Below are 13,979 nucleotides of genomic sequence, written 5' to 3'. Positions count from 1 at the left end.
AAAAGTGCATTCATACATTTTTTTGTATAAATACAAAACTAGCGAATAAAAGATTAAAAAACAATGGATATGCTCATAAATCTCACTATTTCAATCATACAATCTAGTGAAAGCAACTACTCCATCAAATAAAAATACGTTTGGTTGCGATCATTCCATCGAAACCAAACGTATTTTTTAATTTAATCCTTCGTTGTAAAAAGGAGAGCTATTCCTTTGTTCATCAGAAAATTCATTCTTAAATTGATTTTTTTTAAACCACATACCCAAAGTAAACGGCTAAAAACATCAATGATGCACCTAACATCACAAATAAGTGCCAAATAACATGTGTGAATCTCTTACTTTTCATGCTATAAAAAATTGAACCGATCGAGTAAGCTAACCCACCAGCGACCAATAAAAGTAAACCGGTCAAATTGATGTTTTGATAAAGTTTTGGTAAAACAATCACGATTCCCCAGCCCATCACATTATAAATAATCGTTGATACTTTAGAAACCTGACTGGCTTTCGCTAAAGTCAAACACTTGTAAATGATCCCGATAACTGCTGTTGCCCAGATTACACTAAGTAATAGTACACCAGAAAGTCCCTGAACGATTAACAGGCAAAAAGGCGTATAGGTCCCGGCAATCAGTAAATAGATCGAACAATGATCGAATATTTGAAACACTTTTTTTGCTTTTGTAAAAATCAAGCTATGGAACAACGTAGAACTGAAAAAAAGCAAAAACAGCGAACTGCCATAAATGATAAACGCAACATAATCGAGGGTTGAATGAGCTTGTTCCATCAGCAAGTCAAAACAAATGAGACTTAAAAACGCTGCAATCCCATGGGTGACGGCATTCAACACTTCATTCACTATTTGATACTTCCGACTAAATTCTACTTCCATTTTTGTATTTCCTCCAATCATTGATGCCTTCTTCTTATAAACCTATTATATACTGTTTGTAAGACTTTTACATCTAGTTTTCAAAACTATATTAAAACTTAATGTTTAAAATAGCAAATGAAACACACTATCCCGACCACTAGCAATTCAATCAATACGAATCCAAGAATCAAAAGAGATCGTTTTTTTTGGCTATCAATTTTCTTGACTTCTTTTTCAATGTCTTGATCTTCATAGGGAATACGGTGTCCTCGTACCAGCAACCGGTGACTATTGACCATATAAGGGGTACATGTTAATAATGTAACTAAATCCTGCCCTTTTTCAATCATCAGATCATCAAGATCTGTAGGCTCAATAATTTTGATTTGATCCACTTGATACGCTAATTTACCATTCTGACTTTCGATAAAAAACAAATCGTTTTTCTCTAGTTGATCTAAATCCGTAAATAGTTTGGCTTTGGGTAATCCACGATGACTAGAAAGAACGGCATGAGTACTTTCACCCCCAACTGGATAAGAGGTTTCTGCCAATAAAGAGGCACCTTTTTCCAGAAAAAAAGAAGTCGTTTGGTCAAAAATCGGTAGTCGCACATTGATTTTCGGGATTGATAACACACCAATGGTATGTTTTTGGATCGTTGATTGTGTTACCTTCTCCGGTTCTTCTTCGGCGAATGGGTCAGAGCCTGGGGAAGAATTACTTTTTGCAAGTTCTCGATTTTTTTCTAGATATTCTTGTTGGATTTTCTCTAACTCTTCTGTCTTTTGTTGTTGTGCTTGTTGTTGGTATTTTCTAATGATTTGCTGATCCAGGTAATCATTGATACGATCACTAACAAAAGGATACATAAAAATTACGATTCCTGTGATGAATAACAAGGTCATGAAACTATCCAAATATCGCCGCTTTTTGTTACTCATTGATCGTCATCCTTTTTTGACTCGTTTTTCCTTTTATTGATGGGATTTTTTTACTTTTACAAAATAACCAATTCCCATGATTAATAAGACTGTACCAATTGTTAGGTAAAGGTAAATCCCTTTGCCACCTGTAGAAGGTAATGTTCCTTTATGCTTGTTTGGTACCTTTTCTGGTGAAATGACTTGTCCAGACAAATGATAAGATTGTTCATCGACTACAAATGAAAGGCGGTTAGTCAACTGTACATAATTTTCTGGTGCCTTGATTTCTTCTAAATAGTAGGTTCCATAAGCTAATCCAATGATGGTAATCAACCCATCTTTTTCAGTAGTAAAAACAGTCGCTTTTCCTTGCTCTTTCGTCCAATTAACGGCTTTCGTTTGAGGATCAATCAACAAATAGTTCGCCTCACTTGAATCTTGGTCTCGAACGACAAAGCTAGCACCTGCTAACGGTTGGTTTGTCGAAACCGCTCCATCAACTTTGATAAACTGCTTACCACCTGTAACTACTTCAACAGTTGGTGGTGTTTGGTCTTTCGTATAGTCGTTTTCTACATTTGCTTCATTTTGGTATCCTGTAGTTGGATTTGCTTGGTCATTCAAATACATATAATAAATAAATTTCAATGTTCCTCCAGGCGTTAAAGAAGGAATGTACGCTGGATCAACTGCCACCGTAAAGCCATTTTCTTGCTCAATCACTGTATAATGACTTGGATCGATTGTTGTTTCTCCATCGTAAAGTGCATAGCCATTGGTGCCATTGACTGCATGATGAAAAGTCAATGCTGCATCGTGTTGATCGATTAAATTGAATTTCGTGTATTTGTTCATTGAACCTTCTTTATCAGCAATTCCTTCGGGAAGATTGACCTTGATTTCATACTGGATCATTTCGCCAATTGCTACATCTTTGCCATTTAATTTTGGCGTACTTTTTTCAACTTTTGATGTATCATTTTTAATCGTTTTTTCGACAGGCGTTTGATTATTTTCGGTAATTTCAAATGCTGTTTTCGTTTGACTCTCAATCAATGCGGCGTTATCTGGTGCCTTCACTTCTTCCAAAAGGTAGTGGCCAACTTCTAACCCGTAAATTTCCATCTGACCTTTTTCACTGTTTTCTTCAATGAAGTCAGCTGTCCCGATATGATACGTTTTCCCAGTCAAAAAAGATTTAGCAGCGGTTTGATCAGTTGTCCAAGTATAAAGCCCGTCTTTCACACTATGAAGGTATTTTTTTACTGCTCCTTCGGTTTTTGAAATGTTAAAGACTGCGCCATTCAATGGTTCATTTTCGGCTGTCCCCACTTTTTTGACTTGCAATACCCCATTATTAGAAACAAGATTTTTAGGATATAAATGAATCGTGTCTAATTCTTCTGTACCATACTGATAAGAGCCGTCTGGTTGTTTGATCATTTCATAAACAGGAAAAGCCAATACCATATTGCCAGCTGCGACTACCCCTGCTTTCGGTTCTTCTTTGATGACATAAACCGCATCTTTTCCGTTTTGAGATTTTGGCAATTCCAGCGTTACGCTTCCTTGTGCATCTGTCGTTCCCGACGTGATAGGTTCTCCAGGAGTCAGCTCTTGAACTGCTTGTTGCGCTTCTTCGACTGATTTACCATTATTTCGTTGTTCATAAAATTGATTCGTTACATTATAAACAGTAAATGATACATCTCCTAGACCTTGATATTGGTCAAACTCTGTCATCTCTTTCCCACTGTTTTGAATAACATTGGGTAAAGAAAGTGCTTTTTTTTTATGCAAGATCACTTGTGCAACTTCTTGATCGGTAGCTGCAAAGACAGGCGATTGCCCTACCCAGCTACCTAAAACAGCTGATAACACGAATAATATTCCCCAACAAATGTCGATTGCTTTCCACTCTTTTTTCATTTATTTTCACCTTTCTTTCTCCATTTCCACAGACTGATACTAACTAGTATTAGCCCAACGATGACATAAAACTGGCTATTTTTTTCATTTGTTTTAGGCAGCAAACCGAAATCTGCTTTACGATTCTTTACCTTCAAAGGATCCGCCTGTTGTCCGTTTTGCTGAAACGAATTTTTTTCAACTACAAAAGGAATTAGCTCTTCACTTTTGATATAACCTTTCGGTGACTGGATCTCTTCAAGGTAATAATTCCCGTCGGTCAACCCTCGAACTGAAAAATTCCCTGATTGGTCGGAAGTTAGTCTATACGCTCCTTCACTACTCATTCGCCAAGTAACGCCTTCCTTCGTTTGATGAAGGTATTTACCTCTTTGATTTCTTACTAGAAATACAGCGCCTTGTAGAGGTCTTTGATTTCGACTATCAATTTTCAAAAAATGCTTTCCTCCCGTACGGATGGCAGTTGATCGTTGGAGGTACTCACGTTCTGTAGTGACCGTGACGTTATTCTTCAATTCCTCGTCTGGAATTGCTGTCGCTGATACTTGCATCTGATAGGTAATCGAAAGTGGTTGTCCAACCATTTTTTGGAGTGTCTCTTTGGCCAATGTCAATTCAAAGCCATTTTGATGAGAAACCATCTTATACCCGGAATGTATTTCTTGTCCGCCAATTTTAAGTTTCCATGTATCAGGTAAGAAGAACAAATGATCATCAGCTTCATCAATGAGTTGATAGCTTTGACAGTCAGAAACAATGGTATCTACTGTATAAGTGACGATTTCACCAAACGAAACACTGGAATCTCCTTGGATCTTTTTTTCCAAAAAAGAAAGTGGAGGCGTTTCTTCGTTCTTAGGATATAAATGAATCGTCTTCAATTCTTGACCTTGCTCATTATTAATTGGGAGTACCACAACTAAATTGGCTGATTTTTCTTTGACGTTTACTGGTGTCTTCGTTTCTTGAAAAAGATACACTTGATCTCTTCCTTGTGCATCTTGCTTTGGTAATTGAAATTGAGCGATACCAGCTTCGTTACCAACGGTTTTGGTGATTTGTTCTGTTACAAACGTTCCGATCTCTTGTCCCTTTTTTGCTAACTGTTGTTGCGCTGTTGTGACATCGATCCCTTGTTCTCTCAATTGATAGAAAGAAGCTGTGACATCATAAACCGAAAAACTCACCTCATTTAGCCCCTGAGCTTCTTGGAAGAATACTTGCTCTTCACCCGTATTTTTTTGTGGATCAGGTAAATTCCCTTCCGTAAACAGAAGTTTATGCAAGATAATCTGTACCTGCTCATTCGAAGATTGGTTCGGAATATTTTGAGCCGCACTTCTTTGCGATCCAATCGTCAACAACAGCGGAATGAGGAACAAGATATACCAGATTCTTTTTTTCATTACGCCACGCCCTTTCTTTGTTTTTTGAAAAAGGCAACGAAACATGTGCTGCTTATCGCAAGGAAACCAGCTAAATAGAACCAGATACGACCCATTCCGCCAGTCTCAGGTAAAGGAACTTTGACTTGATTGGTAATCGTTAACGTAATTTGATTATTTTCGGCTCCAGCTACTAATCCACTTTCTTGTTTGGACCCATCCACGGTCACTGTTCCATCTTCCTTCACAACGATCAAGACTGGCTTTTTCAATCCTTGATACCCATCTGGTGTTTTGGTTTCTGTTAACGTGTAAGAACCAGGTTGAAGGTTTTCAAATGTAAATGTATCCGTTGATTCACCTGCTTGAGGTAGTTCGACACTTGACCCTTCTCCCTCTAGTTTAAAGCTAGCCCCTTTTAATGATTGCCCGTTATCTTGTTTTTTATAGACCGTAAGATTAAAAGGTTTGAGATGGTTTTGATGCTGTAATGTCCACTGCGGATCTACCTCAACATTTTCATGTTCATAGTGGAACGTGCCATATTGATCAATCGTCCATTCATAATTCCCGGCAATCGTATCATAGCCAACGGGTCCTTTCCTCTCTACCATTCGATATTCTCCTGGTTCCTCTACTGTAAATTGAGCCAGTCCCGTTAGTTCCGATACTTTTGTCGCTACTGATCGATAACTATCAGCAGCATCTTTTTTCTGTAATTCAAAAGTAGCACCTGCTAAGTGGACTTTTTCTGACCCATGAAGCGTATATTTGTGAATCGCCAAAGGAATTTTTTTGAAAGGATTTTCGATCGTTAGAAGAATCGCCTGTTCCTCGATTTTTGCGGATTGTCCGTCGATCGTTACCTTTCCTTCGGCTGATACCGCAATCTTCCAAGTGTTTTTTTGAGCAAGTTCATGTCCGTCTGGTGCCTGTACCTCTGTAAGCGTATAGGTTTCCCCTTTCATTAATCGAACATCAGCAGGCAAGTGATAACTGCCATCTTTGTTATCGATCAAGCGGATCGTTTTAGATTGACCAGTTAATTCGAAAACTGCTCCTACAAGATTTTTTGCTCCAGATGAAGAATGTTTGGTGATGTTCAAATCAAATGGTGTAAACTTTTTAGTATTTTTCCAAGTCGTATCGTTGACTTTAGCAGCCTCATAACCTTCAACGGTCATTTCGTTACTTGCTTGATAGTTAAACGCTTGTCCTTGGTTATTAAATTTTGGCAACATCATGTTTTCATGATAGTCAGCGCCATTACTTGCTGAGAGTAACTTGATGTCTTCACGTCTCCAAGTTCCCTCGGTATCATTAGTTGGTTTATTTAACTGGACAAATCCAGTTTGCCAACTATTTTTATCTGTTGTTGGTGTTCGTTTTATTTCATAAGTGATGTGATCTGGTCGTAGGCTAGTATCATGATCATATTCTTCCCATTCTTTTGTGAAAGACAATGTTACGCCTGGTGCTTTTGCGGAAGGAACGCCAAATTCAACAATTGTTGAAGCATCCGCCGTCGGTTGCAAGGTTGTTTTTTCATTCATTTGGTACCATACATCGGGTTTAAACGTTTTACTTTCAGTTTGGATTCGTACCTGATAATGGATTTGGATTTCCTGATCTTTCCCTAAATATAGTTGATTGCTTTGGATCGTTGAACCAGAAATACCAATCGTAGGCATTACTGCGACAGCATTTTTCCCTACATCTTTGATCGTGAGAGTATTTTCTTCGTAAACAAAGGGTTGAGCAATCGGATCAATCACTTTTCCATTACTGATGGTTCCAGCAATATGGACCGCTTTTTTCGCTAAATAATCAGAAATATCTGTGGCGCGATCAGCCGATTCGTAATAGAATTGACCAGATTCATCCGTTGATACCATTTTCTTCATATTTGTTTCCACATCAGCTTTTGATAAGCCTGCTGGAATATCTGATTGCAATTGGATTCCTAAGCCATGGATCTTGATTCCTCGTTCTTTCAGCGCTAATGCTTCGCCAATCGTCGCTATAAACGTACTCCGAATTTTCTTCTCTCGATTGTTTTGATCTGGAACATTGTAATATCTACTTAAAAGAGAAGTATTTCCGGCTCCTTCTCGTACATCGCTAAATTCAGTTCCATAATAACTACCATCTTGTTCTGTAAACACTTTGTTCACGTGATAGGAGTAGGTTGGCACACCATCCGTTAATAAAACAATCACTTTTTCATGATTATTTTGTTCAGCCAACATCTCACCAGCTTCTCTCAACGCTTTTTGAGTAAAGGTTCCCCCTTGTGTCGTTGAAGGTGTGATCGCTTTAATCTTATTTTTTACAGAATTGAATGAACTTAGTGGGATTGAACCGTTGTTATAACCCACACTAGAATACCCAATATAGCCAAGATTGATTTTTTCAGCTATACCACTATGATCAAGGGTATCTACAAAACTATTGACCCCTCGTTTCACTTCTGCCAAACGATTGTCTTCATTCATACTGCCTGACCAATCGACTACTAATACAACGTCTACAGGCGAAAACTCTTTTTGAACGTTCCCACGTACATTTAAAAAAACATCGTATAATCCTGGTGTAGTCGTTTCTCGTGCATATTTGCGAATAGCATAAGAGGATTCTTCTCCTGTTCCCCCGTATTCAATATAAGAATTTGACCGATTAGATGGGTCGCCATTCCATGACGTCACACCATCCCACTGACCATTTTGATTTCCTTGATAATTGAGAACCGTTTCGTTTCCTGTCGGCTGCCACGCTGCTTGTGGGTAGACCCCAGTAGAATCGTTGGTATAATTTGGTACGATAGGTGTGACAGTTTGTTTATTATTTCCAGCAGAAAAGAGAGCGGGAAATTCAAACGGACGTACAACCTCTTCTTTTGTATCTTCTTCAAGATCTTGTTCCTTTGCTTGCTGTTCTTCATTTCCTCTTTCTGTTGATTCCTTTGTGTCTGCTTCGTTAGATTTAGTCGATTGCTCCGTTGTTTCCAGCGAAGACTCCTTACTACTTTGTTGCTCTAATGTATTATTTTCCAGAAACTTAAATGATTCCTTCACAATCGGCGTGAGTGCTTTTCCTTGCTCATTTTCTGCCGTTTGTTGTTCCACTAAAACTTCTACGTCAACTGACTGATTCTGCTTGATGCCTGCAAAAATCCACTTCTCGTGATACTCTTGCTTGAAAAATTGGCTAGTTGTGAGCCATTTTCCACTAGTTTCATTAAGGTATTCCGTATATTCAGTTGTTGGAATTGGTAGAAGCATTTCTTTTGTTTCTGAATCAATAACCCGTACCAAGTATCTATGTCCTTGGTCATTCTCAGAAAGCCCTAATTCGACGGTCAATTGTTCCGCAGATTGATGAGCTTGGACTTGGCCATATTCATTAGCCATTATTTCCATAGTAGCCTCATTACTTGCTTCGACAAGTTTCCTATTCTGAAAGAAAAAATTGAGTACAACAATGATTCCTAAAGCCCCTAACAAAAAGAATAATTGTTTCTTTCTCATAGATATCCTCCTTAAAAATTATTTAAAATTCAGTTAGATAATATAAAAAAAGAGAAAAAACCTCTATTTTTTCTCTTTTTATTCTCATTCAATTTTTAAGTGGTTTTTTTAGTTATATTAAATCTATAGAAGATATGTAAGTAAAAAATATATCTATAAACTTTCTGTTATTTTTATATAATGATATAGTTTATATTTTCAAAATAACTGATCGAATAGACTTGGTTTTGAAACACTGACTTTCTTCTCATTTCTACAATTACTGAAAAAATATAAAAATCTGAGATACATATTTATAAGATGATAAAAATGAGTTAATAATAATAATACTAAATTAGAAAAGATGGTGATTTATTGATCGAGCAATTATTGTTAGATGATCATTCGCGAGGAAAATTAGCTGTTTATGGTCAACTATTGACGTTATCTCCAGGAGAGCACTTGATCGATAACCTAAGAGAAAACTTAGAAACAACAATCAGTATGGTTAAACTAAAAAAAATCCTTGTTTCTATTCAAGAAGACTTGGAAAAGATAAGTAATAAACAATTATTAACGGCTAAAAATAAGTTGATCATTCGTGAAAGAATGATCCATTACAATCAATATCAAAATTTTTTAACCACACAAAGTATCCCTTATCAGTTATTGCTTAGTATCATCAAGAAGCAAGATGAAGATCTTGCTTCTTTTTGTCAACGCAACTATATTAGCCGTTCCACTTGTTTTCGCCAAACCAAAAAATTAGCGCAGTATTTTAAAGACTATCATATCACTTTGAACTTAACGAACTTAACACTAACAGGTTCGGAAATGCTGATCCGGATTATGTTTTTTAACTTTTTTTGGTTTGTTTCATTAGGTGAAAGTCTAGATGATCTCTATTTTAGCGATGATTTAAAAGCACTATTTGAGTTATACGAAGCGGAACACCTGAAAGATAAATATGCAATCGGCAAGAAGCAAGCTATGCTCCATTGTAAAATCAATCTTTTACGAATTAAAGAGGGTCATTTCACTGATATTTATGAATTAACTCCCACTTCTTTTATCCCTAGTGGAACAGATCTTGAATTTTTTTATGATTTCTTTCAACTTGCTAATTTGAAGCTCGATATTTTAGAAATCAATTCCCTTTTTTATTTGTTCTATTATTGGCCTTTTCTAAATTCCAAATCAGATGTCCAATTACCAATCGTGGAACATTCTTATCTGCAGGCGAACAACCATTTAAAAAAAGTCTTGGAAGAGTTTGAAACGCATTGTCAAAAATATATTAGTAATTTCAACTTTCATGAAGAGCCTTCCCTTCATGCGAATATCTACCTTTCATTGTTGAATTTTACTGTATTCAAACAAAAAATCCCTTTAACAACCTTTTTTATTTCTACGTATATCCAAAAGAAATATCCTATGATCCAAATTTTAGCTACTAAAATCGAAAGTTATTGGAAAAAGATTGCGAATCGTAAAAACTTCCTTTGGTTAAAAAATTGTAGTAGTGAATTAGCTTTCATCCAAGCTTGTTTACTTTATCCGTATTATACCAAGCTAGAAGAAGACTATAAATTGAAAGTTGGCTTTATCAACGTTTCAGAATACTTGATCACTTATGAGATATTTAATCTAGGTGAAAAGATTCCTTTTATCGAGATTGAAAAAGCCCATCTGCCACTCACGAAACAGTATGATTTTTATATTATTGGTTCACCCTTGCTTATTCCTCCAGAGCTAGACCCAGCAAAATATGCGGTCATTGATTTTTGTCGTTACAATGATTTTGAAACGGCATTGTATCAACGACTTTCACATGCCCACCATGAAAAATTAAAAAAACAGCTATAAATAAAGGCTTTTGCTCAAGTATCCTACTGGATCTTGAACAAAAGCCTTTATTGTTATTTTGATGCACGTTTTACGTATGTGCCTTCTGTTGTATTGATTTCAAGTAGTTCATCTGTTTCGATGAAGTCTGGAACGTTAACGACTAAACCTGTTTCCATTGTAGCTGGTTTACCAGAACCAGTCACGGTTGCTCCTTTAATTGAAGGTTGTGTTTCAACAACACGCAAAACAACCGTTGTTGGAAGTTGAACACCAATCACTTCGCTGCCGAAGAATTGAATTTTTACTTCCATATTTTCTAAAATATATTTCATTTCTTCTTCTACAGTCTCTACTGGAATTTCATATTGTTCATATGTTTCAAGATCCATAAAGAATGCTGTGTCGTCCATTGTATATAAATATTGTACTGGTTTCGTATCAATATGTGCTTTTTCAAACTTTTCTTCTGGTCGGAAAGTTGTGTCATATGTTGCTCCTGAACGAACATCTTTTAGTTTCATACGCATCACAGTGTTTCCTTTACCAGGTTTGTGGTGGCTTGCGTCTAAAACTTTAATTAATTTACCGTCTTGAACAAATGTCATACCGGCTCTTAAATCACTTGCTGAGATCATTATTTTTGCTCCTTCTTAACTTAATCATAATCAACTTTATTGTATCAGACAACCGCTTAGAAAACTAGGGAATTATCTATTTTTAAGTTTTACTCTTTGACTTTCTCGTTTAATCATGCTATTTTTAATGAAATTCATTTTTGGAGGGACTTCACATGACAAACAGCAAATCAAAACAAATGAATATTTGTTGTTGTATGGTGCATAAAAGCAGCATACGATTTGTCATGTCTATTAATAGCCCTTCATAAATTGGTATTGCCTTCTTCCGTTTTCCAATACTTATTTCATGATTTTTTCAAGGAGCTGATTTAATAGTCAGCTCCTTTTTATATTCTATTTTTTTAGGAGGGAATTATGATCATTACAACAATCACCGAAGCAATTGGTTCCACCCCGTTTTTTAAATTTACTGCTAAAGATTATCCTATGCCCCAACATTCAGCTATTTATGCAAAATTAGAGTATCTGAACCCCGGCGGAAGTATCAAAGATCGACTCGGTCATTATCTGATCCAACAAGGGATTCAAACCGGACAGATCACAAAAGAGACAACAATTATTGAACCTACTGCTGGTAATACTGGAATTGGTTTAGCATTAACTGCTTTAAGTTATTCTATCAAAACAATCTTTGTCGTTCCTGAAAAATTCAGTATGGAAAAACAACAAGTGATGAAAGCATTAGGCGCAATAATCATCCATACACCAAGTGAACTCGGCATCGTTGGTGCGATTGAAAAAAGTAAAGAATTAGCAAAAACTATTCCTCACAGCTTTCTACCAATGCAATTTGAGAATTGGGCAAATCCCATGGCCTATTATCAGACGATTGGTCCAGAAATCAGTCGAGAACTTACCGAACCAATCACTAGCTTTGTAGCGGGGATTGGTAGTGGCGGTACGTTTGCGGGCACCGCTAAATATTTAAAGGAACAAAATGCAGACATTCGTTTAATTGGTGTCGAACCAGAAGGCTCAATTTTGAATGGTGGTACTGCTCATAGTCACAAGATCGAGGGAATTGGCGTTGAATTTACCCCACCATTTCTTTCTGGAATCACCATAGATGGGTTTGAAATGATTTCTGATCAAGAAGGCTTTGCTTACACAAAGCAACTAGCCAAGCAACAAGGTCTATTAGTTGGTAGTTCTAGCGGCGCTGCTTTTGCGGCAGCCTTACATGAAGTCCAACGATTACCTTTAGGAAGTTCAGTGGTAACTATTTTCCCAGATGGAGCAGACCGTTATTTATCAAAAGGAATCTATTCATAAAACAAATAGTCGTTTTGACCGAAATACAGATATAAAAAATTAGGAGGAACAAATAATGCATATTCAAACAAAACTAATACATGGCGGAATCAGTGAAGACCCTACTACTGGAGCAGTTAGTGTTCCGATCTATCAAACATCCACTTATCGACAAAATAGCGTGGGAAATCCCAAGCAATATGAATATTCTCGTTCTGGGAATCCCACACGTTTTGCCCTTGAAGAATTGATTGCTGAGTTGGAAGGTGGAATCAAAGGATTTGCTTTTGCCTCTGGATTAGCCGGTATTCATGCAGTCTTCTCTCTTTTTCAATCAGGAGACCACATTTTATTAGGCGATGATGTTTATGGTGGTACTTTTCGACTCTTTGATCAAGTCCTAACCAAAAGTGGTCTGGAATATACAATTGTCGATACGAGTGATTTGGCACAAGTAGAGCAAGCCATTCAACCCAATACAAAAGCACTTTATTTAGAAACTCCAAGTAACCCGTTATTAAAAATCACTGATCTCCAAAAAAATAGTCAACTAGCAAAAAAACACCAACTGATAACAATTGTTGATAATACTTTTGCCACCCCTTATTTCCAGAGACCACTTGACTTAGGGGCAGATATCGTCTTACACAGCGGGACAAAATATCTCGGAGGACACAGTGATCTCGTTGCAGGTTTGGTTACTACAAATAATGAAACCTTAGCGGATGCTATCGGCTATTATCAAAATGCCATTGGCGGTGTATTAGGGCCACAAGACAGCTGGCTACTTCAAAGAGGAATCAAAACATTAAGTGTACGAATGGCAGAACATCAAAAAAATGCTTTTGCGGTCGCACACTTCTTAAACGAACGCCCTGAAGTTGAACAAGTCTTTTATCCTGGTTTAGTCACTCATAAAAATCATGAAATTGCGCAAGCACAAATGAGTGGTTATAGTGGCATGGTTTCTTTTACACTAAAAAATGAACAGGCTGCGATTCCTTTCGTTGAATCTCTCCGATTGTTTATTTTGGCAGAAAGCTTAGGTGGTGTGGAAAGTTTAGTCGAACTTCCCGCAGTGATGACTCATGCTTCCGTTCCTAAAGAAAAAAGGGAAAAAGCAGGTATCAAAGATGGATTGATCCGCTTATCCGTGGGAATTGAGTATGAGGATGACCTTATTGAGGATTTAACTCAAGCATTTCAGCAATTAAAAGAAAATTAACGAATGAGAGAAAAGATAAATTTCATTTCAGATTGCTACACCTACAAAGCAATAAGTGTTAGAATCTAATTGGAAGCACTGTGTTTATCGAAGTTTCTTCTAGTAGATGTGTACTTGATTCCGATAAACAAAAATGATTACCAATAGTTAGGAGCCTTAAGTCATGAAAATGAACGTAGAAAGTTTTAATCTTGATCACACAAAAGTAAAAGCACCTTATATCAGAGTAGCTGATAAAAAAACTGGGGAACACGGCGATGTCATTATCAAATATGATGTTCGCTTCAAACAACCTAATAAAGAGCATATGGATATGCCAAGTTTACATTCTTTAGAGCATTTAACTGCAGAATTGATTCGTAACCATGCTGATTATATTGTTGACTGG

At 36.8% G+C, this 13,979-nt stretch carries 10 protein-coding genes (1 of these 10 cut by a window edge); 4 read left to right on the top strand and 6 right to left on the bottom strand.

What is annotated here, in order from left to right; translation table 11 throughout:
* Positions 1 to 253: 253 nt before the first annotated feature.
* The 5 genes from trhA to IGK91_RS01565 form a co-directional block, all read right to left on the bottom strand.
* Positions 254 to 901, bottom strand: coding sequence for a PAQR family membrane homeostasis protein TrhA (gene trhA / locus IGK91_RS01585; protein WP_025480259.1), 648 nt, complete (start codon positions 899 to 901; stop codon positions 254 to 256).
* Positions 902 to 999: 98 nt separating this feature from the next.
* The gene (locus tag IGK91_RS01580; RefSeq protein WP_034866078.1) at positions 1,000 to 1,827 is read right to left on the bottom strand and encodes a class C sortase; all 828 of its coding nucleotides are present in this window, start codon (positions 1,825 to 1,827) and stop codon (positions 1,000 to 1,002) included.
* Between the two features lie 33 nt (positions 1,828 to 1,860).
* The gene (locus IGK91_RS01575; RefSeq protein WP_010738546.1) at positions 1,861 to 3,738 is read right to left on the bottom strand and encodes a SpaH/EbpB family LPXTG-anchored major pilin; all 1,878 of its coding nucleotides are present in this window, start codon (positions 3,736 to 3,738) and stop codon (positions 1,861 to 1,863) included.
* Positions 3,735 to 5,144: a SpaH/EbpB family LPXTG-anchored major pilin gene (locus IGK91_RS01570; RefSeq protein WP_081123474.1), complete on the bottom strand. Its 1,410-nt coding sequence runs from the start codon at positions 5,142 to 5,144 to the stop codon at positions 3,735 to 3,737. The genes IGK91_RS01575 and IGK91_RS01570 overlap by 4 nt, the downstream gene beginning before the upstream one ends.
* Positions 5,144 to 8,650: a SpaA isopeptide-forming pilin-related protein gene (locus tag IGK91_RS01565; protein ID WP_430605319.1), complete on the bottom strand. Its 3,507-nt coding sequence runs from the start codon at positions 8,648 to 8,650 to the stop codon at positions 5,144 to 5,146. Before IGK91_RS01565 ends, IGK91_RS01570 begins: the two co-directional genes overlap by 1 nt.
* 354 nt (positions 8,651 to 9,004) lie before the next feature.
* Here IGK91_RS01565 and IGK91_RS01560 point away from each other — a divergent pair, with 354 nt between their 5' ends.
* A complete protein-coding gene (locus IGK91_RS01560; protein ID WP_081123472.1) occupies positions 9,005 to 10,495 on the top strand; it encodes a helix-turn-helix domain-containing protein in 1,491 nt (496 codons plus the stop codon).
* Positions 10,496 to 10,548: 53 nt separating this feature from the next.
* On the opposite strand, the gene efp is transcribed toward IGK91_RS01560, so the two are convergent.
* Positions 10,549 to 11,112, bottom strand: coding sequence for an elongation factor P (gene efp, locus IGK91_RS01555; RefSeq protein ID WP_010720208.1), 564 nt, complete (start codon positions 11,110 to 11,112; stop codon positions 10,549 to 10,551).
* 357 nt (positions 11,113 to 11,469) lie between these two features.
* Here efp and IGK91_RS01550 point away from each other — a divergent pair, with 357 nt between their 5' ends.
* The 3 genes from IGK91_RS01550 to IGK91_RS01540 all read left to right on the top strand — a co-directional run.
* On the top strand, positions 11,470 to 12,387 hold the full coding sequence (locus tag IGK91_RS01550; protein WP_010738550.1) for a PLP-dependent cysteine synthase family protein: 918 nt from the start codon (positions 11,470 to 11,472) through the stop codon (positions 12,385 to 12,387).
* Positions 12,388 to 12,442: 55 nt separating this feature from the next.
* Complete coding sequence (locus tag IGK91_RS01545) at positions 12,443 to 13,591, top strand: cystathionine gamma-synthase (RefSeq protein ID WP_010738551.1); 1,149 nt, start codon at positions 12,443 to 12,445, stop codon at positions 13,589 to 13,591.
* A gap of 163 nt (positions 13,592 to 13,754) precedes the next feature.
* Positions 13,755 to 13,979 carry the start of an S-ribosylhomocysteine lyase gene (locus IGK91_RS01540; protein WP_010720211.1) on the top strand. 234 nt of this gene lie beyond the right edge of the window, so only the first 225 of its 459 coding nucleotides appear in the window; its start codon is at positions 13,755 to 13,757; its stop codon lies beyond the right edge, outside the window.

The sequence above is a fragment of the Enterococcus sp. DIV1208 genome (assembly GCF_050530455.1).
Taxonomy (GTDB): domain Bacteria; phylum Bacillota; class Bacilli; order Lactobacillales; family Enterococcaceae; genus Enterococcus_B; species Enterococcus_B hirae.
Note: the sequence above shows the minus strand (reverse complement) of the source record. Positions and strands in the feature narration are given on the sequence as shown.

Excerpts from the sequence above, each read along its gene's own strand:
- trhA (WP_025480259.1), bottom strand. The coding sequence starts at position 901 with ATGGAAGTAGAATTTAGTCGGAAGTATCAAATAGTGAATGAAGTGTTG.
- IGK91_RS01580 (WP_034866078.1), bottom strand. The coding sequence starts at position 1,827 with ATGAGTAACAAAAAGCGGCGATATTTGGATAGTTTCATGACCTTGTTA.
- IGK91_RS01575 (WP_010738546.1), bottom strand. The coding sequence starts at position 3,738 with ATGAAAAAAGAGTGGAAAGCAATCGACATTTGTTGGGGAATATTATTC.
- IGK91_RS01570 (WP_081123474.1), bottom strand. The coding sequence starts at position 5,144 with ATGAAAAAAAGAATCTGGTATATCTTGTTCCTCATTCCGCTGTTGTTG.
- IGK91_RS01565 (WP_430605319.1), bottom strand. The coding sequence starts at position 8,650 with ATGAGAAAGAAACAATTATTCTTTTTGTTAGGGGCTTTAGGAATCATT.
- efp (WP_010720208.1), bottom strand. The coding sequence starts at position 11,112 with ATGATCTCAGCAAGTGATTTAAGAGCCGGTATGACATTTGTTCAAGAC.
- IGK91_RS01550 (WP_010738550.1), top strand. The coding sequence starts at position 11,470 with ATGATCATTACAACAATCACCGAAGCAATTGGTTCCACCCCGTTTTTT.
- IGK91_RS01545 (WP_010738551.1), top strand. The coding sequence starts at position 12,443 with ATGCATATTCAAACAAAACTAATACATGGCGGAATCAGTGAAGACCCT.